The organism is Bacillus cereus group sp. MYBK220-1 (assembly GCF_051916445.1).
Lineage (GTDB): Bacteria > Bacillota > Bacilli > Bacillales > Bacillaceae_G > Bacillus_A > Bacillus_A cereus.
This window is the reverse complement of sequence record NZ_JBQAGQ010000008.1, coordinates 100703-124332: the sequence shown is the minus strand read 5'-3', so window position 1 is coordinate 124332 and position 23630 is coordinate 100703. Positions and strand designations below refer to the sequence as shown.

The window sequence follows — 23630 nt, the reverse complement described above, 5'->3', positions numbered from 1 at the left end:
ATATAGGTAGTATTTATATTGCTTATAAAAAGGGGGAAAGGGAAGATGGAAAAAGAAAGGAAAACATTTTCTTTTGGATTACGTACACAACTTATGCTATTCACTACAGTTTTAGCTTTCATTACATATTCAACAAGTATCTTTTTTATTTACGTGATATACGATTATTTTCAAAGTTATGTAAGTCAAACTGTATATAATATTATCGTTATGTTATTAGGGGTAGTATGGTCTGGAATTTTAGCATATGGAGCAGCCGTATTTTTAATTAAACCGCTTCGCAAGTTAGAGGAGGCGGCAAGAAAAGCAGCTGAGGGTGATATTCGTGAAGATGTTCCATTACCGAAGACAGATGATGAAATTAAATCTTTAAGTGTTGCATTTAATATGATGTTAGGAAACTTAAGGGGCATGGTAAAAAATATTGATACAACATTTTCGTATACAAATAATCAAGTACAGCAGATTAGAAAACAAACAGGCGAAGCAACGAGACAAGCGCAAGGTGTATCTGAGACACTTGCAGAAATTTCTTCAGGCGCTGAGCAATCAGCGGCATCAATTCAAGCAATTGTTTCTGCTGTTGATACAACGACTTCTATTGCAAGTGAAGTAGAAGAAAAAGCGAAGCAGTCTGATACATTGTCTTCAGAAATGGTTGAAGCTTTAGGGCATAGTACTCGTGTCTTTACGTCTTTAATTCAAGGTATTCAAACATTGGCAAAAGAAAATGAAGATTCAATGCAAAATGTACAGAAGTTAGAAGAACGAATGAAACAAGTAGAACATATTGTGTCTGTTGTGAGTGCGATTGCTAGCCAAACGAATTTATTAGCACTAAATGCTTCTATTGAGGCAGCTCGCGCAGGAGAGCATGGAAGAGGCTTTGCGGTTGTTGCGGAAGAAGTACGTAAACTTGCTGATGAAAGTGATCATTCTGCAAGAAACATATCGCAGTTATTACGGAATATGCAAGATGAAGTACAACAAGTTGCAATGAAAATGACAGAACAAGTGAAAATAGCTAAAGAAGAGGCGAAACGTGGGGAAGCTACGGAATTAATTTTAAAAGAAATGTCATCAAGTGTTATGGAAGTAGCCGATGCAACTCAGCAAATTAGTAGTTATATGAATGAACAAGTGAGCCACATTCATCAAACAGGAGCACAAACAAAAGCTGTAGCAGCAATTGCTGAAGAAACGTCAGCTGGTTCGCAAGAAGTGGCGCGTGTGACGCTACAACAGTCTAAAAATATGATAGTAATCGATCAATTATTAAAGGATTTAGAGAAGCAAGCAACTGATTTGAAACAAACAATTGAACGATTTTCAATGTAAAAGGAAGAACAGAGTGCTGTTCTTCTCTTTTTTATTTAGCTTGATTTAATATTTACAGTTAAACTATGAACGTTTCCGCAACATTGTTTTCTGTCCCTTTCGGATGAAAATTATAGCGAGCTATAATATTAAAAGGGGTGTCTTTTATGAAAAAAGAAAAAAGACAACGGTTAATTAAACAATTTGTAAAGGAGTATGAAATAGATAAGCAAGAAAGATTAGTAGAATTGTTAGCAAAAAAAGATGTATTAGTAACACAAGCTACGGTTTCTCGCGATATTCGTGAGTTAAACTTAACGAAGGTACCTTCTCAAGAAGGATTAATGATATATAAAGTTTTCTCAGAAGAGCATGTACAAACTGATATAAAGTTAAAGAAAAAATTACGAGAAGTGGTTGTAAAAATTGATTGTGTAGATCAATTAATGGTTATTAAAACATTACCTGGTAATGCACATGTTATTGGTGTTTTATTTGATGAGTTAGATTGGAAAGAAAAAATAGGATGTATATGTGGAAATGATACATGCCTTATAATTTCACAGTCGAAATCAGATAGGGAGATTATAGAAGAAAGATTAAATTTAATTATTTAGATGCAAAAATCCTGTTTTTAATAAAATTAAAAACAGGATTTTTGTTTAAATACGGAAGTTAAATATTCAACATATATGCGTAATATATGTATTTTTTATTGAGAAAGCGAGATAGTTTGTTATAAAAATACATATTCGTATGATTTTAAAAAAATAACTTGTTTAATATTTCACAATGATAATGTGGATACTTTCACAAAGATGAAAGTGCAGAGCATTTATTATGTACTTGTAAGACATCAAACATATTTAAAAGGAGGTACAACAAATGAAACATCCGATACATGTTACTTCAGAAATTGGGGAATTACAAACGGTTTTATTAAAACGGCCGGGTAAAGAAGTGGAAAACTTGACGCCAGATTATTTGCAGCAATTATTATTTGACGATATTCCATACTTACCAATTATTCAAAAAGAGCATGATTATTTTGCACAAACGTTACGCAATCGGGGTGTTGAAGTTCTTTATTTAGAAAAACTAGCCGCTGAGGCGTTAGTAGATAAAAAACTTCGAGAAGAATTTGTTGATCGTATTTTAAAAGAAGGACAGGCCGACGTAAATGTTGCACATCAAACTTTAAAAGAATATTTACTTTCCTTTTCAAATGAAGAATTAATTCAAAAAATTATGGGCGGTGTACGGAAAAACGAAATTGAAACAAGTAAGAAGACACATTTATATGAATTAATGGAAGATCACTATCCGTTTTACTTAGATCCAATGCCTAATTTATATTTTACTCGTGATCCAGCAGCTAGCGTGGGCGATGGCTTAACGATAAATAAGATGAGAGAACCAGCGCGTAGACGTGAATCATTATTCATGGAGTACATCATTAAATATCATCCAAGATTTGCAAAACATAATGTACCAATCTGGTTAGATCGTGATTATAAATTTCCAATTGAAGGTGGCGACGAGCTAATTTTAAATGAAGAAACAATTGCGATTGGAGTATCTGCTCGTACTTCAGCTAAAGCAATTGAACGTTTAGCTAAAAATCTCTTTAGCCGACAAAATAAAATTAAGAAAGTGTTAGCAATAGAAATTCCAAAATGTCGAGCATTTATGCATTTAGATACAGTATTTACAATGGTTGATTATGACAAGTTTACAATTCACCCAGCCATTCAAGGGCCAAAAGGGAATATGAATATTTATATTTTAGAAAAAGGATCAGATGAGGAAACTCTTAAAATTACACATCGTACTTCTTTAATGGAAGCATTAAAAGAGGTATTAGGCTTAAGTGAATTAGTTCTTATTCCATGTGGAGGAGGAGATGTAATTGCTTCTGCTCGTGAACAATGGAATGATGGCTCGAACACATTAGCAATTGCGCCAGGTGTAGTTGTTACATATGATCGCAACTATGTATCTAATACGTTATTACGTGAACACGGTATAGAAGTGATTGAGGTGCTAAGTTCGGAATTATCTCGTGGTCGTGGGGGTCCACGTTGCATGAGTATGCCAATTGTTCGTAAAGATATTTAGTATAAATAACGGAGAAAGTAGGGATGAATTATGTTAATGACTAGACCAAATTTAAAAGGAAGAAGCTTTCTAGCAGAAAAAGATTTTACACAAGAAGAATTGTTATATTTTCTAGATTTGGCAGCAGAATTAAAAGAGAAAAAGAAAAATGGTATCCCGCATCATTATTTAGAAGGTAAAAATGTAGCGCTCTTATTTGAAAAAACTTCTACTCGTACGCGTTGTGCATTTACAGTAGCATGTACAGATTTAGGGGCAAATCCTGAATATTTAGGGAAAGGTGATATTCAACTTGGGAAAAAAGAATCTGTAGAGGATACAGCAAAAGTGTTAGGGCGTATGTTTGACGGAATTGAGTTTCGTGGATTTAATCATGAAACTGTAGAATCTTTAGCACAAAATTCTGGTGTGCCAGTTTGGAATGGATTAACGGATATGTGGCATCCAACACAAACACTAGCAGATTTATTAACAATTAGAGAACATATAGGGAAATTGAAAAATGTGAAGCTCGTTTACGTTGGCGATGGGCGAAATAATGTTGCTAATAGCTTACTAGTTGGTGGAGCAATCGTTGGAATGGATGTACGTATTTGTACACCGGAATCTTTATGGCCTGCACAAGAAGTAATTGATTTAGCAAAAAAATATAATGAACAAGTAATGATAACAAGTAATGTGGAAGAAGCTGTTGCAAGTGCAGATGTAATTTATACAGATGTATGGGTGTCTATGGGGGAAGAAGAAAAATTTGCTGAACGTGTCGAGTTATTGAAACCTTATCAAGTAAATATGAAAATGATTAAAGCAACAGGGAATGAAAACGTAATTTTCTTACATTGTTTACCTGCATTTCATGATGTTGAAACGATGTATGGCGAAGAAGTTTATGAGAAATATGGGTTGAAAGAAATGGAGGTAACTGACGAAGTATTCCGCAGTAAACATTCAAAAGTATTTGATCAAGCTGAAAATAGAATGCATACAATTAAAGCGGTTATGGCAGCTACTTTAGGAAACATGGAGTAAAGAAGAAAGGGAGTCTTCCTTTCTTCTTTCTCCTCCTTTAGACACGATCATTCACTATTGCTTTTGTATTGTTATTGCAATTAAAGAGAGGTGAGTGGAATGGGTGAAGATAAGAAATTAGGGTTGTTTACACTAACGGCTCTTGTAGTTGGGTCTATGATTGGCGGTGGAGCCTTTAATTTAGCGAGTGATATGGCAAAAGGTGCTGGTGCTGGAGCCATTATTATTGGCTGGGTTATAACAGGAATTGGGATGATTGCACTCGGATTATCTTTTCAAAATCTAACTGTAAAACGGCCAGATTTAGATGGTGGTATTTTTAGCTATGCAAAAGCAGGGTTTGGTAATTTTATGGGGTTTAATAGTGCGTGGGGATACTGGCTATCTGCTTGGCTTGGGAATGTAGCTTACGGTACATTATTGTTTTCTTCATTAGGATATTTCTTCCCGATCTTTGAAGGCGGTCAAAATGTAGAATCCATTATTGGTGCAAGCGTATTATTATGGTGTGTTCACATGTTAATTTTACGTGGAGTTCAATCAGCAGCCCTTGTGAATTTAGTAACTACAATCGCGAAATTAGTACCTGTATTTGTATTTATTGTCATAGGAATCTTTGCGTTTCATATTGATACGTTCTTAGATGGATTTTGGGGGCAAACTGGTTCTTTTTCATGGGGAGCAGTTGGCAGCCAAGTTAAAAGTACAATGCTTGTAACTTTATGGGTATTTATTGGGGTAGAAGGGGCTGTTGTTTTATCCAGTCGAGCAAAAAATAGAAGTGATGTAGGGAAAGCAACCGTTATTGGCTTAATTGGTACACTCATCATTTACATTTTAATCACATTATTGTCTCTTGGACTTATGCAGCAAGCAGACATTGCAGGTTTGAAAAATCCGGCTATGGCTTATTTGTTTGAAAGTGTTGTTGGAAAATGGGGTGCTATCTTTATTAATTTAGGTTTAGTCATCTCTGTATTAGGTGCTTGGTTAGGTTGGACTTTGCTCGCTTCTGAAATTCCATATTTAGCGGCTAAAGATGGAGTATTTCCAAAATGGTTCGCAAAAGAAAATAAAAATAAGGCTCCAGTAAATTCATTATGGATAACAAATGGTTTAATACAAATATTCTTGTTAACATTCGTCGTTTCTGATCAGGCGTATAACTTTGCATTCTCTTTAGCATCTTCAGCTATTTTAATCCCATATGCTTTTTCAGCATTTTATCAACTGAAGCATAGCTTAAAGTCTGAAGAAGCAGATCGAAATAAAAATATAATAATTGGCTTGATCGCAAGTATTTATGGCGTGTGGTTAGTTTATGCAGCCGGTTTAGAGTATTTATTATTAACAATGACTTTATATGCGCCAGGTATTTTTATTTTTTACAATGTTCAAAAGCAAAAGAGTTCGAAGCAAATATTTACTCGAGTGGAATTAGCATCATCCGTAGCAATTGGTGCTTTAGCATTCTTTGCGATTTATGGATTAATTACAGGCAGTATTACTTTATAAAGCGCTGTGAAAGCGAAATCAACTGGAGGGCTGGAATATGGCACGAAGAAAAATTGTAGTTGCACTAGGGGGAAATGCGATACAGTCTGGAGAAGCTACTGCGGGAGCGCAGCAAGAAGCGTTGGAAAAAACGGCAGAACAACTTGTGAAAATAATGGAAAATGATGTGGATATAGTAATTGCGCATGGAAATGGCCCACAAGTGGGGAATATTTTATTACAGCAAAAAGCTGCAGAAACGGAAAAGACACCTGCAATGCCATTAGATACTTGTGGGGCAATGAGCCAAGGGATGATTGGATATTGGATGGAAAATGCAATTGGAAAGGCATTGAAAAAACGGAATATAAACAAAGATGTAGCAACGGTTATAACACGTGTTGTTGTGGATAAAAAAGATGAGGCATTTAAAAATCCAACTAAACCAATTGGTCCTTTTTATACAGAAGAAGAGGCCAGAAAATTAATGGATGAAACAAAAGCAGTGTTTAAAGAAGATGCTGGTAGAGGATGGAGACGTGTTGTTCCATCACCGAAGCCTGTAAGTATTCATGAACATAAAGTGATTAATTCTTTGGTCGAAGATGGAAACATAGTGATAGCTGTGGGCGGAGGTGGAATTCCAGTAATTGATTCTGAAGAAGGGTTAAAAGGAACTGAAGCGGTTATCGATAAAGATTTCGCTGCGCAGAAATTAGCAGAATTAGTAGATGCCGATACGCTCGTTATTTTAACTGCAGTTGATTATGTGTATGTAAATTATAATCAACCGAATCAAAAAAAATTAGAGCATGTCACAGTGAATCAATTAGAAGAATATATTGAAGAACAACAATTTGCTGCGGGAAGCATGCTTCCAAAAATCGAAGCTGCTATTAATTTTGTTAATACAAATCCAAAAAGAAAAACAATTATTACGTCTTTAGAAAAAGTATATGAAGCACTAGAAGAAAAAGCCGGTACTATTATTTCAAAACAGAATGTATGCATGTGTGTTTAAAATTATTGTGTACGCTACTTAGTAGTAAAAAAGAATGGAGTTAGTAACTTCATTCTTTTTATTTATTAATATTTTTTGTATTCATTGTTCATAAAGTTTTCATGATGAAATCTGAATATACAAGTTAATTATGATAAAATTCAAATTGAATACGCTTTCTTGATTTTTCGCTCCAACATACAGCAAGAGAGAGGGAATTTTATGAATAGACGGAACGTAGTGAAAGACTTAAAGCAGTTCGAATTATTTGCTCATTTAACAGAAAAAAAATTGAAAGGCTTAACAGAGTTTGTTTATTGGCGAACTTATAAAAAAGGTCAATTTTTATTTTTAGAAGGGGATTCAAGGGAAAGAATTTACTTCATGTTAGATGGTTTTGTAAAGTTAGAGCGGGTTAATCAAAATGGGAACTTATTATACGATGACTATGTAAAGCGGTATTCTATTTTTCCTTATGGTGGTATGTTTACAGACAGAGGATATAACTATACAGCAGAAGCAATGACGGATGTGGAGGTATATTATATTCCAACGGTAATCTTTGAAGATATGGTAAAGTCCAGCAGAACGCAATTGATGTACGTTGTTCAGCAATTATCATCTATATTAAAATTGAACGAAAATCGAGTGCAAAATATTACAATTCCTAATGCACAAGATCGTGTTATCCAAACGTTAAATTATTTAATGCAGGATTTAGGAGAACAGAGTGGAGAAAAGATTGTAATTTCATGCCCACTTACAACAATTGAAATATCCAAAATATCTGGAACATCTCGAGAGACAGTTAGCAGCGTATTAAAACAATTAAAAAATGATAGCATTGTTACAATTTTAGATAAAAAAATTACAATACATGATCCAACATATTTTGAAGAAATCTCTATGTGAAAATTGTATATTGATTTTTTTATTCATAGTGTATATTAATAAGGTTCTTTATATATTTATAAGGAACTTTTTTACGTTATCCTCTATAAAAAGATTGTATAGTATGGTAATAATAGCTAAAATCGATAATAAAATACAAAGTGAAGGGGAGAAAGAATGATTCGTATTGAGTATGATCGATTAGTAGCTATTTGTTACAGTATAGGGGTTTTGTTATTATTAAAAATTCCAAATGATAATGAATTAATTGGGGAAAAACTATTCAATGTCTATAAGATTCCGATACATACGTATGTTTATATGGATTATAAAGTCTCAAATATATTGATTGTTTCTTTCATACTACATGTAATTGCATTTATATTATTTTTAAAATGGCTAGGAAAAAAGGAGTCTAGTACATTTAGAAAAATGAATAAGATAAAAGTAGTAGGTACTAGTATTTTGATTGTAATGATGCCTTTTATTTTAAATACAATCCTCCAGACATTGAATAAAACATGGTATTATGCAGGAAAAACAGGGGTAGAAGCAATAGAATATAAAAAAGAAGATAGCCAGTGTAGAATGGAGAAAAATGGAGGGAATATCCAACCGAAGTGCATTGTTACTTTAAAAAATTATCGTAATCATGCACAAGCATTAAAAGTTGTTTTATATGATAATGCAAACGAGAATTCAAAAAGCTATCCAGTACCGAAACCAGTCTATTTACAAAAACATGAGACAAAGCAATTTGAATTTCAAGTTCCTGTTTCTTATAATAGAGGTATTGAAAAAGATAAAGTACCAAATATTAAATTACATTCATTGCATGAAAATGATACGAAATACAATTAATCTGTAAGTAAAAGTTTATGAGTAGGAGCAAGAATTTGAAACGATATAGAAAATCAACTTGAATCATCCAACATACTGCGAGGTAACGGTATATTGGATGATTTTTTTATGTTATCCCCTTTTTTCACGTATGAAAAGGAGGAATACTTTGTTGGAAATGAAAAACATCATAAGGATCATACATGGTTTTTACTTTACGTAATCTGTGAAAGTTAGAGCCATAATAACTAGTTTGCCAATTTTTAATGTCGATATCGGGCCAGTTCACATAGTCACCTAGTGTATAAGGATCTAAGCTTTCTCGTAAACCTTTAACCCAGCGTATATTTCGATTTTCTTCATCATCGCATTTCCAAGAGGTAATGTATTCTTGAGCAATAATTGCTTTACGATGAAAATAAGCCGTTTCATTCGGCGAAATATTTTCAACAGCACCTATGAGCGATTGATGCCAAATACTAGCATCTTTATTTGGTGCATGAGAAAGAAAGGATTGCATGATTTGAATGCCTTTAAGGGGAATAGGTTTATAGACATAGGAACCAGAGCGCTTGAAATTTTCAGGGATGTTACCTCCATTAAAAAATTCAACAGCCTTTATATAAGGAACTTCTTCTATAAAGAGAGAGGGGCTACCAGTTTCAAGAAGAGGGGATAATAGGGAATGGAGTTCAGAGGGAGAACCGATAAACTCGCCTTGTGCTTCGATTTTATTTCGTTGCTTGGCGAATAATTCGATCGATGAAGTGAGACGTTCATCTATATAAGGTGCCCAGTTTTGCCACGCTTGAAATGCAGCAATAAATTCTTCCCATTTCCATGTAATTGAGAAAATTGATACATTTTTTATCGGGTGGACTCGAAAAGTTAATGAAGTGACAATTCCGAAGTTTCCACCACCGCCACCACGGCATGCCCAAAAAAGGTTAGAGTTCTCTTGTTCATTTGCACGAATGAGTTTTGCACCAAATTTTCCACATGCTTGTACCATTTCCACTTCCATTAATTGATCACATGTTAATCCATATAAGCGCGAAAGCATACCAATACCACCACCAAGTGCTAATCCAACAATTCCAACGCTTGCACTTGTACCAGCAGGAATTGTAACACCGTAATTCCAAAGTTCTTTATAAACAGTGCCAAGATTTGCACCAGCCTCAATTGTTGCTGTTAATTTCTCTGTATTAACAGTAATGCGATGCATTTCACTCACATCAATAATAAGTCCTCTATTTAAAAGAGAAAAATTTTCATAGCTATGACGTCCACTTCTTAACCGAAATGGTATATGACGTTCATGTGCCCATTTTAAGGCGTTACAGACATCCTTGTTATTTTGACAAAAAACAATAATACAAGGGAGTTTTGGAATACTTAAATTTAAATTCATTCGGGCTACGTCGTAGTCAGGATCTGTGGGAACAACGATACGACCTGTTAATTTTGTTTGCTTCAATTTATTACTCCTTTCTAAAATAATCAGAGTTTTTTATTAATATATGAAAAATGTCTGTAATACGCGTGGACAAGGAGAGGTGAAGAATGAGATTTACCTTTGTGAGAAATAAATAAAGCATAAGAATAAAGAATCTACATAGAGTTCAATGAAAACAGTTGCAAACTGTTCATATTTTGTTATGATAGTGTTACGAAAACGTTTGCATAAAATTTCCGATGGGATGCAAAAGGAGAGAATGACTATGAATAAGACATGGTGGAAAGAAGCGGTTGCTTATCAAATTTATCCACGAAGCTTTATGGATTCAAATGGTGATGGTATTGGAGATTTACAAGGTATTATTGCAAAACTGGATTATTTAAAAGATTTAGGTATAGATGTAATTTGGATTTGTCCAATGTATAAGTCGCCTAATGATGATAATGGTTATGATATTAGTGATTATCAAGATATTATGGATGAGTTTGGTACAATGGCAGACTTTGATGCTTTACTAGATGAAGTTCATAAGCGTGATATGAAGCTTATTATTGATTTAGTTATTAATCATACGAGTGATGAACATCCATGGTTTATTGAATCACGTTCATCTAAAGATAATCCGAAGCGTGATTGGTATATTTGGCATGATGGTAAAGATGGTGCGGAGCCAAACAACTGGGAAAGTATTTTTAATGGTTCGGCATGGGAATATGATGAAGAAACAGAACAATATTATTTACATTTATTCTCACGTAAACAACCAGATTTAAACTGGGAGAATAAAGAAGTTCGCGAAGTACTATACGATACGGTTAATTGGTGGCTTGATAAAGGTATTGATGGTTTCCGCGTTGATGCGATCAGTCATATTAAAAAAGAAGAAGGCCTCAAGGATATGCCAAATCCAAAAGGGTTAAAATATGTGCCATCTTTTGATAAACATATGAATGTGAAAGGTATTCAACCTTTATTAGAAGAGCTAAAAGAAAATACATTCTCTAAGTACGATATTATGACTGTTGGTGAAGCAAATGGTGTTAAGATTGAAGATGCTGAGCTTTGGGTTGGAGAAGAGCAAGGTAAGTTCAATATGGTATTCCAATTTGAACATTTAAGTTTATGGGATGCAGAGAAGAAGAAAGACCTTGATGTTGTAGGATTGAAAAAAGTATTAACGAAATGGCAAAAAGGATTAGAAAATAAAGGATGGAACGCTTTATATATTGAGAATCACGATAAACCACGTATCGTTTCAACATGGGGAGATGATAAACAATATTGGCGTGAAAGTGCAACAGCTCTAGGGGCGATGTATTTCTTTATGCACGGTACACCTTTTATTTATCAAGGCCAAGAAATTGGTATGACAAATGTTCAGTTACCAAATATTGAAGATTACGATGATGTAGCAATTAAAAATTTATATCGCGAGAAAATTGCAGAGGGCGTACCACATCAAGATATGATGGAGATTATATGGGCTTCTTGCCGCGATAATTCACGTACACCTATGCAGTGGAATGATGAGATGAATGCTGGTTTCACAACAAGTACACCTTGGTTTAGCATGAATCCAAATTACAAAGAAATTAATGTTGAGAAGCAAAAAAATGAAGAAAAGTCTATTTTCAATTTCTATAAGAAAATGATTGCCCTGAAAAAAGAGCACGATGTACTGAACTATGGCACGTACGATTTACTTTTAGAAGACGATCCACAAATTTATGCATATACACGTACGTTACAGGATGAAAAAGTCATTGTAATTAGTAATATCTCAAAAGAGGAAGCTGTGTATAATGAGGGTTCATTTGCACTAGAACGCAAACGTTTGCTTTTAAATAACTATGAAGTTGCGGAACATGAAGAAGTAACAACAATTGCTTTAAAGCCTTATGAAACAAGGGTTTATCGCATTTCATAATAAAAAAGGATGCTCTTTGAGCATCTTTTTTTATGAAAAAAAATAAATTTCTATTGCAAAGTGAAAACGCTTTTATTAAAATAGATTTATGAAAACGGTTGCGTAAAGATAAAAATAAAGTAACATAAGGAATCGTTTTCATAAAGGGAACAGAAATTATAATTTAAATCACTATGTTTTTATAAATAAAGGGGAGGAAGAACAGATGAAAATTACGTCTTTTGATTTTTGGCAAAAGTTCGGGAAAGCGTTATTAGTTGTTGTAGCCGTAATGCCAGCAGCTGGTTTAATGATTTCCATCGGTAAGTTAATTGGTATGTCTGCTGGGGATGTTAACGCAGTTCATACAATCGCTCGCGTAATGGAAGACATCGGTTGGGCAATCATTACAAATCTACACATCTTATTCGCAGTAGCAATTGGGGGATCTTGGGCGAAAGATCGCGCGGGTGGTGCATTTGCAGCGCTATTAGCATTCGTCTTAACAAACCGAATTACAGGAGCTATATTTGGGGTAAACGCTGAAATGTTAGCGGATTCAAAAGCGAAAGTTTCTTCAGTAATAGCGGGAGATTTAATTGTAAAAGATTACTTTACTTCTGTACTTGGTGCACCTGCATTAAACATGGGAGTGTTCGTAGGGATTATCACAGGTTTCTTAGGAGCTACTTTATATAACAAATATTATAACTATAATAAACTGCCACAGGCATTAGCATTCTTTAATGGAAAACGATTTGTACCATTCGTTGTAATTCTTTGGTCTACAGTTACTGCGATTGTATTATCACTTCTATGGCCATTCATCCAAAGTGGGTTAAATGAATTTGGTCGCTGGATTGCAGCTTCAAAAGATAGTGCACCAGTTGTTGCACCGTTTGTATATGGAACGTTAGAGCGTTTATTATTACCATTTGGTTTACACCATATGTTAACGATTCCGATGAACTATACAGAGCTAGGCGGAACATATACGATGCTAACTGGTTCAAAAGTTGGACAAGTTGTAGCAGGGCAAGATCCATTATGGCTTGCATGGATTACAGATTTAAATAATTTATTAGCAAATGGAGATACGAAGGCATATAACGATTTATTAAATAACGTTGTACCAGCTCGTTTCAAAGCTGGACAAGTTATCGGCTCAACAGCAGCGTTAATGGGGATTGCATTTGCGATGTTCCGTAACGTTGATAAAGAAAAGCGTGCAAAATATAAACCAATGTTTTTATCAGCAGCATTAGCAGTATTCTTAACAGGTGTAACAGAACCAATTGAATTCATGTTCATGTTTATTGCTCCAGTATTATATGTTGTATATGCTATTACAACAGGACTTGCATTCGCGCTAGCTGATTTAATTAACTTACGTGTTCATGCATTTGGATTTATTGAGTTAATTACTCGTACGCCAATGATGGTTAACGCAGGTTTAACAAGAGACTTAATCAACTTTGTTATTGTTTCATTAGTGTTCTTCGGTCTTAACTTTACACTATTTAATTTCTTAATTAAAAAATTCAATTTACCAACACCAGGGCGTGCAGGTAACTATATTGATAATGAAGATGAGGCATCAGAAGGAACAGGAAATGTACAAGACGGTTCATTAGCAACAAAAGTTATCGATTTATTAGGTGGAAAAGAAAATATTGCTGACGTAGATGCTTGTATGACACGCTTACGTGTAACAGTAAAAGATTTAGATGTTGTTGCACCAGAAGCACAGTGGAAACAAAATGGTGCTTTAGGGCTTATTGTAAAAGATAAAGGTGTACAAGCGGTATATGGTCCGAAAGCTGACGTATTAAAGTCAGACATTCAAGATATGTTAGGTGCGTAATAATATGAAATTGCTAACTTTAAACTGTCATTCTTGGCAAGAAGAGAATCAAATAGAAAAGATACAATACCTTGCTAAAGTAATTCAAGAAGAAGAGTACGATGTCATCGCATTGCAAGAAGTAAGTCAGTCCATACAAGCTGAAAATGTATGCGGTAACAAGAAAGAAGATAATTTTGGACTTTTACTATTAGAAGAGTTAAAAGCGCTACATGTAAAAGATTACAATATTACTTGGGATTTCTCTCATATTGGTTATGACGTGTATGAAGAAGGATTAGCGATTATAACGAAGCATAATATTATAAAAGAAGATACGTTCTTCATTTCAGAAAACGAGGATACAACGTATTGGAAAACGCGTAAAATTGTAAGTGCAACAATTGCTTATAATGGTAAGGATATAACGTTTTACTCTTGTCATCTCGGTTGGTGGAATGATGAAGAAGAGTCATTCAAAGGTCAAGTCGATCGTTTGATGGAGCGTGTAGATAGCAATAAGCTCGCCTTCTTAATGGGGGATTTTAATAACAATGCTCGATTGAAAGGCGAAGGTTATGAGTATATGATGCAAAAAGGGTTGTATGACACATATGAATTAGCAATAGAGAAGGATGAAGGAACGACTGTCCAAGGCGAGATTGCTGGTTGGGATGAAAATAAACATAATTTGCGAATCGATCTAATATTGTGTAACCAAAGTAAAAAAGTTCATTCTTCAAAAGTTATTTTTAATGGTACAAACAGAAATGTAATTTCAGATCATTTCGGTGTAGAGGTTCAATTAGATATATAATAGAAGAAATCCTCACAGAGAATAAAAGCTGTGAGGATTTTTTTTAGGAATACAAGTATTTCCAAGAGAAAATACTTGTATTTTTTATGACATTTCATATATATTTGTTATTATTGAATGTAAAACCGATTTGGTCATTTTGTATTCATACTTTGACTCACTTCGTTATATAATGAAGTAAGTGAAAGTTAATGGGAAAAAATAGTACGTTTTTGGTTAATACACGATGTAGAAAGTGATATAATTGCAAAATGTATGTATCATTTTCTAAAGAAGGAAAAATATATAATTAGGTGATAACTTCTATGAAACAGATTTGGCGTATTTATAAGACAGATTTACGGAATGTAGCCAAACATTGGGCTGCAATTGTTATTGTTTTAGGATTAATGATTTTACCATCGTTATATGCATGGTTTAACATTAAAGCTTCTTGGGATCCGTATGGAAATACAAAAGAGGTTCCCATTGCAGTTTCTAACCAAGATGCAGGTTCTAATTTAAGAGGGAAAGATATTAATATCGGGAAAGAGATTGTAGACTCCCTTAAGAAAAACAAAAATCTTGGCTGGAAATTTGTAGATGAAAAACAAGCAATTTACGGAGTTGAGCGTGGAGATTATTATGCAAGTATTACGATTCCAAAAGATTTCTCTGAAAAAATTGCAACTGTTCTGGATGAAAATCCTAAAAAACCAGAACTGGATTACTATGTGAATGAAAAAGTAAACGCGATTGCACCGAAGATTACAGCAAAAGGTGCATCAGGTATTACAGAAGAAATTAGTAAAAACTTTGTAAAAACAGCAAACGGTGAGATTTTTAAAATTTTCAATGATCTTGGAATCGATTTAGAAACAAACTTACCAAGTATCGAAAAAGTAAAAGATCTTGTATTTAAGTTAGAAGCGCAGTTCCCAGAAATGAATACACTCATGGATAAGGCGTTAGATGATGCGACTCGAGCAGAAGATATTGTGAAAGTGGCGCAGAAAGATTTACCTGTTGTAGAGAGTGTAATAAATGATGGGCAGGAAGCATTGGCGAATTTAGATAAGTTCTTTGCAAGACAAGATCAAACATTAAAAAATGCTCCAGGGACGATAAGAAATGATTTAGTAGCAGCACAAGGCGTTATGGATAGAGCTGCTGCATTTACTGACTTTTTAATGAATCCAGGTGTTGATTTAAACATCCCTGATTTCTCTGGAATGAATGGATTACCTGAATTCCCGGCGAAACCAGATCTTTCTAAGTTGAATAGTGATGGGTATAAAAATATAGCACAAAGTATTAATCAAACAGTAAATAATGTTTTAAGTTCATCACGTGCAGGAACAGCTTATGGAAAAAGTGTTGTAAATGGATTGCAAAATGGGCAATTTGATCCAGAACAAGCAAAGAAAGATTTAAATGCGGTATCAGATCAATTGCAAGCTCGTACAGAAGGTATTTCGTATCTTATTAATGTATTTACTGAACTTCAAAAATCGGCGACGACTGATTTTGGTCAAAGCTTTTTCCAAGGGCGAGTGGATCGCTTAACTAAGCTGAAAAGCGGTATGGAAAATGCAAACAACGGTATTAAAGATATTGTAAATGTTATTGGCAAAGGACAAGAAGTAAAGAAAGATGTAACGGATGTAGCGAATCAAAAATTAGATGCAGCAAATGGATTAATTGATCAAGCTGAAAAAGATTATAATGAAACGTTTGTAGCAGATTATAAAAAAGCAGTTAGCACAGTCGATCAAGCTAAAGTTGATGCAAATACAGCATATGATAATGCAAAAGCAGATTACGATAAAGTAAAAAATGGTATTGAAGGTGCAAAAGCAGACTTACAAAAGGCGAAAGAAGATGTAAAGAATAGAGGTATTAACGATTTAGATTCAACGAAAGTAGCTTTAAATAGTTTAAATGGTCAATTCCAAGCTGGAATCGGTTTAATCGATGATATGATTCCTGTTCTAGAAAGTACAAATAAGGTTTTAGCGGATGTAAATAGTGATAAAAATCTTAATAATGGAATTGCAAAATTAAATAAAGCGAAAAGTAGTCTGCAAAAAGGTGTAGATGCAACGAATAAGGGGATTACACTTCTTAACAATGGACAGAAACCTACAAAAGATGTAATTGAAAGTATTAACAACGCTGCGAAGGGCGGATCAGCTCAATTAACAGATGTATTATCGACGTATGATTCAGAAATTGTACCTAACTTCAATACAGCAATTGCTCGTACAAAAGAGATGTCGAAAAATACAACTCAAATTTTAAACGATGCAGACAAAAAGCTTCCAGATGTTAAAAAGTTACTAGAAGATTCATCAAAAGGCTTGGTAGACGGTAGAAAGAAATTAGTAGACATTAAAGCTGAAATGCCGGAGACTGAGAAAAAGATTAAAGACTTAGCAAATAAAATTCGTGATTTTGAATCTGAAGAGGATTTAAAAGACATCATACGCTTATTGAAAAATGATGTTGAGAAGCAAAGTGATTACTTTGCGAATCCAGTAAATTTAAAAGAAAATAAATTATTTGCGATGCCGAACTACGGTTCAGCTATGTCACCATTCTATACAGTGCTTGCATTATGGGTAGGCGCATTATTAATGGTTTCATTATTAACGGTAGAAGTACACGAAGAGGGCGCGAATTATAAGAGCCATGAAATTTACTTCGGACGTTTATTAACATTCTTAACGATAGGTCTTTCACAAGCGTTTATCGTATCGATGGGAGATATATTCTTACTCGGTACGTACGTAGTCGATAAGTTCTGGTTTGTGTTATTTAGTTTATTTATTGGAGGAGTCTTCGTTTGTATCGTATACTCACTCGTTTCTATTTTCGGAAACGTTGGGAAATCGATGGCGATCATTTTACTTGTACTACAAGTAGCAGGATCGGGCGGAACATTCCCAATCCAAATGACACCAGCGTTCTTCCAAGCGATTTATCCGTTCTTACCATTCACATACGCAATTAGCGCAATTCGTGAAACAGTTGGCGGAATGCTTTGGGATATCGTAACGCGAGATTTACTTGTGTTAAGTGCTTTCGTAGTAGTTATGATTGTTGCTGCGTTATTACTGAAAACACCAATTAACAAATCAAGTGAAAAATTTGTTGAGAATGCAAAAGGAAGTAAAATCATTCACTAAAATAAAAGGTTCCTACCGATAGAGGTAGGAACCTTTTTGTTTAATCAAATTTTAATTTTTTTAATGCTTCTGCGAACGGGTTGTTTAATGGTTCTTCTTCTTTGTTCTGTTGTTTCATATATTTTTGAACGTCGCGTTTATCGGCTTTGTTTCCAGATTCTTTTTTACGTCTTTCTTGGAATGTTGATAATTTCTCGCGATAGCCACATTTACATGCAAAGATTTGTCCTGCACCCTCACCACGTAATTCTAGTTTCTTCTTACATTGCGGACAGCGAGCGTTTGTTGTACGAGATACATTTTTACGATGACCACATTCACGATCTTGGCATACGAGCATTTTTCCCTTTTTGCCGTTTACTTCTAGCATTGGTTTACCGCAATCTGGACAAGACTTCGTTGAAATGTTGTCATGTTTATATTTTTTATCGCTTGATTTAATTTCAGAAACGATTTCTTTCGTATAGTTCTTCATTTCAGAAATGAATACTTCTTTTTTCAATTTACCTTTTGCGATAGCCTCAAGTTTTTGTTCCCATTCACCAGTTAGTGTAGGAGATTTTAATTCTTCTGGTACTAAATCAAGTAACTGGCGACCTTTTGAAGTAATGTGAATATCTTTACCGCGTTTTTCAATTAAGAATGAATTGAATAGCTTGTCGATAATGTCTGCACGTGTCGCTACAGTACCTAATCCACCAGTCGATTTTAACGTATCAGCAAGTTGTTTATTTTGCGTATCCATATATTTTGTAGGATTCTCCATTGCTGAAAGTAAAGTCGCTTCGTTAAATCGTGCAGGTGCTTTTGTTTGACCTGATGTTTGCATAATTAACTTTACAGCTAATGTATCGCCTTTCTCAATGTGAGGTAGAAGTTGCTCTTTTACGTCATCAGTTACATCATCATCTTCAAAGCGATTTTCATATACTTCTTTCCAACCGGCATGTAGGATTGTTTTTCCGCGCGCAATGAACGTTTCATTGCCAACCTTTGTGCGTAACGTTAGTTGCTCATATTCGAATGCCGGGAATAACACAGCTAAGAAACGTTTTACAACTAAATCATAAATTTTGCGTTCTTTATCTGTGAATGCTGAGAAGTTAACGTATCCTTCTGTTGGAATAATCGCATGATGATCGCTTACTTTACTATCATCAACAAATGATTTGTTAGGTTTGATAGGCTTTTGTAATACTTTATGTGCGAAGGGACGGTATTCTCCAACACCACATGCTTTTAGACGTTCTGGAAGTGTTCCAACGATATCAGATGAAATGTAGCGTGAATCTGTACGAGGGTACGTTAGTACTTTATGCTGTTCATACAATTTTTGCATAATATTTAATGTTTCTTTAGCAGAGTAACCGAACTTTTTATTCGCATCACGTTGCAATTCAGTTAAATCGTAAAGACCAGGAGAGAATGACTTCTTCTGTTTCTTATCAATTTCCACAACAGTAGCATTTTGTTTATCTAAACGTTTTACAATACCATCGATTTTTTCTTTATTAAAACTACGGCTATTGCCATTTGCATCTTGCCAAGTAAGTTTGAGCTTCTCCATTGTTTGAGCTTCGATGCCGTAGTAAGTTTGTGCTTTGAAGTTCTTTATTTCATCCTCACGACTAGCAATCATAGCAACAGTAGGGGTTTGTACACGGCCGCAATTTAACTGGGCATTAAAGCGAGTCGTTAAAGCACGAGTTGCATTAAGACCGATATACCAGTCAGCTTCTGAACGCGCAACTGCTGAAGCGTATAAATTGTCATAGGCTTTACCTGGTTTTAAATTTGCAAAACCATCTTTAATTGCTTTATCGGTTACAGAAGAAATCCATAGACGTTTGATCGGTTTATTAATGCGAACCTTATCAATAATCCAGCGAGCGACCAATTCTCCTTCACGTCCAGCATCTGTCGCTACAATAATTTCATTTACATCCTTTCTAAGTAGCTGGCTTTTCACAGCATTGAATTGTTTCCCAGTTTGTTTAATAACCGTTAATTTCAAACGCTCCGGTAGCATCGGTAAATCTTCTAAATTCCACTTTTTATATTTCACATCATAGCTTTCTGGGTCTGCTAATGTAACGAGATGGCCTAAAGCCCAAGTTACAATATATTTACTACCCTCAAGATAGCCGTTTCCTTTTTTATCACACTTCAGTACACGAGCAATATCTCGTGCAACGGAAGGTTTTTCAGCGATTACAACGCTTTTTGACATATTAAAAACATCCTTTCAAATTTCCATAAGTTAAATATAGCATACATCTTCTTGAGATTCAGTTTCGCTCCATATTTCAGCTGTTTTTAATGGAGTTAACAAAATCCCAACTGATTAAAGTTTCACTTTATCAGTTGCCTCTATATTAAATAGAAAAAGTAAAGAACTTGTTATTTTACTAGAATAAGAGTAGACTTTGAAGTAGATGAATAAGAAACACATGGGAGTTTGTGGATACAAACTGAGAGTATGGCTACTAGTCCGTCATTGACCATTTGAACCTGTTGGATAATGCCAGCGTAGGGAGAGTGTAAAAGCACATATTCAGGCACTTTGCGTACGCGCAAAGTGTCTTTTTGTGTATCTCCCATCATTATAGTTAGGAGATGAAAAGGATGAATATGAAAGAAATTAGTAAAGTAGTGGATTTGGTGAGAGAATCTAATCCGCTCGTTCATAATATTACAAATGTTGTTGTAACAAATTTTACTGCTAACGGTTTGTTGGCACTTGGGGCATCGCCTGTAATGGCGTATGCAAAAGAAGAAGTAGCAGAAATGGCTAGCATTGCTGGAGCGTTAGTATTAAATATGGGAACACTTCGTCCTGAGGAAGTAGAAGCGATGTTACTTGCTGGTAAATCAGCAAATGTGAAAAATGTGCCAGTACTATTTGATCCAGTTGGTGCAGGAGCAACTTCGTATCGAACAGAAGTTGCGAGACATATTCCAGCCGAAATAGATTTAGCAATTATCCGCGGCAATGCGGCTGAAATAGCAAACGTTATTAATGAGAAATGGGAAATTAAAGGGGTAGACGCTGGTACTGGAAATGGCAATGTTGTAAGTATTGCAAGGCAGGCAGCAGACGAATTAAATACAGTTGCGGTTATTACTGGAAAAGAAGATGTTGTTACAGATGGAGAGAGAACTATTGTTATTCGAAACGGTCACCCTATTTTAACGAAAGTTACAGGAACAGGTTGTTTACTAACGTCTGTAATAGGAGCATTTGTAGCAGTGGAAAAAGATTATGTAAAAGCAGCAGTAGCAGCATTAACGTTTTATGGTGTAGCTTCGGAACTGGCAGCTGCTAAGACCGTGGAAAAGGGACCTGGTAGTTTCCAAATTGAATTTTTAAATCAGTTAGCGAATACTACTGCTGGTGATATTGAGAAGTATGGAAAGATTGAGGAGTTAGAGTAAGGGGGATGAAACACATGATGCGCATTGAAACAAAGAAGATGTCTAAGTTATTACAAGTGTATTTTATTATGGGAAGTAATAACTGCACGAGGGATCCTTTAGCTGTATTGAAAGAAGCATTAGATGGTGGAGTGACACTTTTTCAGTTTCGCGAGAAGGGGGAAGGTTCTTTAATCGGAGGAGATAGAGTGCGCTTTGCAAAAGAATTGCAGACGCTTTGTAAGGAATATAGTGTTCCTTTCATTGTAAATGATGATGTAGAATTAGCCATTGAATTAGATGCAGATGGTGTTCATGTAGGGCAAGATGATGAAGGAATTACATCGGTTCGTGAAAAAATGGGAGATAAAATTATCGGTGTATCTGCTCATACAATTGAAGAAGCACGCTTTGCAATCGAAAACGGAGCAGATTATTTAGGCGTTGGACCTATTTTCCCAACGAGTACGAAAAAAGATACGAAAGCGGTTCAAGGAACGAAAGGATTAGCTTATTTTAGAGAACAAGGAATTACAGTGCCAATCGTTGGTATTGGTGGGATTACAATTGAAAATACAGCGGCAGTTATAGAAGCGGGTGCGGACGGTGTTTCAGTTATTTCAGCAATTAGTTTAGCTGAATCTACGTATGAAAGTACGAGAAAATTAGCTGAAGAAGTAAAGCGAAGTTTGTAGAAAAGGACATGTAGTATTTTAAGTGCTACATCGAGAAGTAGACTGCCCAAAAAATTTAAACAAAAGTTTGATTAAAAAAGCACAAACCTTTTTAAATAAAGGTTTGTGCTTTTTCTTTAAAACATAATTGAAATTAAGAGCATTCCAATTCCGATAGAAGTAAATGTTGCAATTAAGCCTGGAATCATAAAGCTATGATTTAATACGTATTTACCAATACCTGTTGTACCGGTACGGTCAAAGTTAATGGCAGCAACGATTGTTCCATAGTTCGGAATGAAGAAATATCCATTTACTGCAGGGAACATCGCAATCAGTAGCGCTGGTGGAATACCAAGGGATAGTCCAAGTGGCATTAAGGCACGTACTGTTGCTGCTTGGCTGTACAGTAAAATAGATAGAATGAATAGTGCGATGGCAAATAGCCAAGGCGCACTTGTTACTAAATGCTGAATAGATCCTTGAATCATATTTAAGTTTCCATTAAAGAAAGTATCTCCCATCCAAGCGATACCGAAAATTGCAACAACTGCTGTTGCTCCTGCTTTAAAGACGTTACCAGACACAATGCTTTCTACATTTGGTTTACAGAAAATAATAATAAGAGCCGCGATAGTTAACATAACCATCTCAATTGTGTTCGGCATGGAAAGACGGGCTAACTTCCCATCAACTATCCATCCTGGACGAAGTGCTTCAAATGAACCAAGAAGTACAACAAGGAAGGTTCCTACAAGGAAAAGGATAACTGATAATTTTGCGCCCTTTACACCTACAAATTCTTTTTTCTCTTCAAGCTTAGGAATCATTCCTTCTTTTAATCGTTTTAAGTATTCAGGGTCTTCATTTAATTCTTTTCCCATCTTACTAGCAACAAATGCTGCTAACATACAAGCAATGAAAGTAGAAGGAATACTCACTTTTAAAATATCTAATAAAGTGATTTTATAGTCAGCTAACATTGCTAAAAGAGCAACTGTGGCAGCTGAAATTGGACTAGCTGTAATTGCTTGCTGAGAAGCGATTACGGCAATCGACATTGGGCGTTCCGGTCTAATCCCTGATTCACGAGAGACTTCTGCAATAACAGGAAGTACAGAATAGGCAACGTGACCAGTACCTGCACATAGTGTGAATAAATAAGTAACAATTGGAGCAAAAAAAGTAATACGCTTTGGATTTTTTCGCAATGCTTTTTCAGCTAGATGAACAAGATAGTCCATTCCTCCAGCAGCTTGCAAAGCACCAGCAGCTGTAATTACTGCCAAAATCATAAGCATTACATCGATAGGAGGCGCGGTTGGTTGTAGGTGGAAGACAAAAACGAGTATTGCCATACCAACTCCACCCATTACTCCTAAACCAACTCCGCCTAGGCGTGCACCAATAAAAATACAGAGTAACAAGGTAAGAAATTGTAGCCAAAACATGATAAACTACCTCCGAAATTCATTAGTTAAGATATATTCGAATAGTTTAATTTGAATGAAAATTAAATAAATACCCGAAGAAATCCTTGTTATTTATACATTTTTTATTATATAACACAAAAAAAGTAACATTCACGTACTTTTTGAAATTATTTCGAAAAAGCAATGCATTAAAAATTTGTATTTATATCTCTAAATAAGTAGACA

General features: G+C 34.9%; 16 protein-coding genes, 2 pseudogenes and 1 riboswitch. Of the genes and pseudogenes, 15 read left to right on the top strand and 3 right to left on the bottom strand.

The genetic code is table 11. The features are described from left to right. Positions 1-45: 45 nt before the first annotated feature. The 9 genes and pseudogenes from ACTFRU_RS24600 to ACTFRU_RS24560 all read left to right on the top strand — a co-directional run. Positions 46-396 (top strand): annotated as a pseudogene (locus ACTFRU_RS24600) (HAMP domain-containing protein); the annotation flags it as partial. A 369-nt stretch (positions 397-765) separates the two neighbouring features. Continuing rightward, positions 766-1338, top strand: a pseudogene (locus tag ACTFRU_RS24595) (methyl-accepting chemotaxis protein); the annotation flags it as partial. Positions 1339-1484: 146 nt separating this feature from the next. Further along, positions 1485-1934, top strand: coding sequence for an arginine repressor (gene argR, locus ACTFRU_RS24590; RefSeq protein WP_000711827.1), 450 nt, complete (start codon positions 1485-1487; stop codon positions 1932-1934). A gap of 268 nt (positions 1935-2202) precedes the next feature. Beyond that, on the top strand, positions 2203-3435 hold the full coding sequence (gene arcA / locus ACTFRU_RS24585) for an arginine deiminase (RefSeq protein ID WP_000682331.1): 1233 nt from the start codon (positions 2203-2205) through the stop codon (positions 3433-3435). A 30-nt stretch (positions 3436-3465) separates the two neighbouring features. Further along, positions 3466-4464, top strand: a complete 999-nt coding sequence (gene argF, locus ACTFRU_RS24580) for an ornithine carbamoyltransferase (protein WP_000930291.1) — start codon at positions 3466-3468, stop codon at positions 4462-4464. A 99-nt stretch (positions 4465-4563) separates the two neighbouring features. After that, the gene (arcD, locus tag ACTFRU_RS24575; protein WP_000503412.1) at positions 4564-5979 is read left to right on the top strand and encodes an arginine-ornithine antiporter; all 1416 of its coding nucleotides are present in this window, start codon (positions 4564-4566) and stop codon (positions 5977-5979) included. 37 nt (positions 5980-6016) lie between these two features. Continuing rightward, on the top strand, positions 6017-6979 hold the full coding sequence (gene arcC, locus ACTFRU_RS24570; protein WP_016121523.1) for a carbamate kinase: 963 nt from the start codon (positions 6017-6019) through the stop codon (positions 6977-6979). Between the two features lie 201 nt (positions 6980-7180). Next, entirely contained in the window at positions 7181-7870 is a 690-nt protein-coding gene (locus ACTFRU_RS24565; RefSeq protein ID WP_001081905.1) for a Crp/Fnr family transcriptional regulator, read from the top strand. A 156-nt stretch (positions 7871-8026) separates the two neighbouring features. Then, a complete protein-coding gene (locus ACTFRU_RS24560) occupies positions 8027-8710 on the top strand; it encodes a hypothetical protein (protein ID WP_025710037.1) in 684 nt (227 codons plus the stop codon). Positions 8711-8834: 124 nt separating this feature from the next. Here ACTFRU_RS24560 and ACTFRU_RS24555 read toward each other — a convergent pair whose 3' ends face one another. Beyond that, a complete protein-coding gene (locus ACTFRU_RS24555) occupies positions 8835-10169 on the bottom strand; it encodes an FAD-dependent oxidoreductase (protein ID WP_440037941.1) in 1335 nt (444 codons plus the stop codon). 244 nt (positions 10170-10413) lie between these two features. On the opposite strand from ACTFRU_RS24555, the gene ACTFRU_RS24550 reads away from it, so the two are divergent. The 4 genes from ACTFRU_RS24550 to ACTFRU_RS24535 all read left to right on the top strand — a co-directional run bounded on the left by ACTFRU_RS24550 (position 10414) and on the right by ACTFRU_RS24535 (position 17884). Continuing rightward, a complete protein-coding gene (locus ACTFRU_RS24550) occupies positions 10414-12078 on the top strand; it encodes a glycoside hydrolase family 13 protein (RefSeq protein WP_001044710.1) in 1665 nt (554 codons plus the stop codon). A 205-nt stretch (positions 12079-12283) separates the two neighbouring features. Continuing rightward, on the top strand, positions 12284-13921 hold the full coding sequence (locus ACTFRU_RS24545; RefSeq protein ID WP_000705560.1) for a PTS transporter subunit IIBC: 1638 nt from the start codon (positions 12284-12286) through the stop codon (positions 13919-13921). Between the two features lie 4 nt (positions 13922-13925). Beyond that, complete coding sequence (locus ACTFRU_RS24540; RefSeq protein WP_000771986.1) at positions 13926-14717, top strand: endonuclease/exonuclease/phosphatase family protein; 792 nt, start codon at positions 13926-13928, stop codon at positions 14715-14717. Positions 14718-15022: 305 nt separating this feature from the next. Beyond that, on the top strand, positions 15023-17884 hold the full coding sequence (locus ACTFRU_RS24535; protein WP_336457349.1) for a YhgE/Pip domain-containing protein: 2862 nt from the start codon (positions 15023-15025) through the stop codon (positions 17882-17884). Between the two features lie 40 nt (positions 17885-17924). Here ACTFRU_RS24535 and topB read toward each other — a convergent pair whose 3' ends face one another. Continuing rightward, entirely contained in the window at positions 17925-20114 is a 2190-nt protein-coding gene (gene topB / locus ACTFRU_RS24530; protein WP_069604063.1) for a DNA topoisomerase III, read from the bottom strand. 210 nt (positions 20115-20324) lie between these two features. Further along, positions 20325-20437: riboswitch (TPP riboswitch) on the top strand. 72 nt (positions 20438-20509) lie between these two features. Here topB and thiM point away from each other — a divergent pair. Next, a complete protein-coding gene (gene thiM / locus ACTFRU_RS24525) occupies positions 20510-21319 on the top strand; it encodes a hydroxyethylthiazole kinase (RefSeq protein ID WP_336457467.1) in 810 nt (269 codons plus the stop codon). A gap of 14 nt (positions 21320-21333) precedes the next feature. After that, entirely contained in the window at positions 21334-21993 is a 660-nt protein-coding gene (thiE, locus tag ACTFRU_RS24520) for a thiamine phosphate synthase (protein WP_006916691.1), read from the top strand. Between the two features lie 116 nt (positions 21994-22109). On the opposite strand, the gene ACTFRU_RS24515 is transcribed toward thiE, so the two are convergent. Further along, complete coding sequence (locus tag ACTFRU_RS24515) at positions 22110-23423, bottom strand: anaerobic C4-dicarboxylate transporter family protein (protein ID WP_000498704.1); 1314 nt, start codon at positions 23421-23423, stop codon at positions 22110-22112. Between the last annotated feature and the right edge of the window lie 207 nt (positions 23424-23630).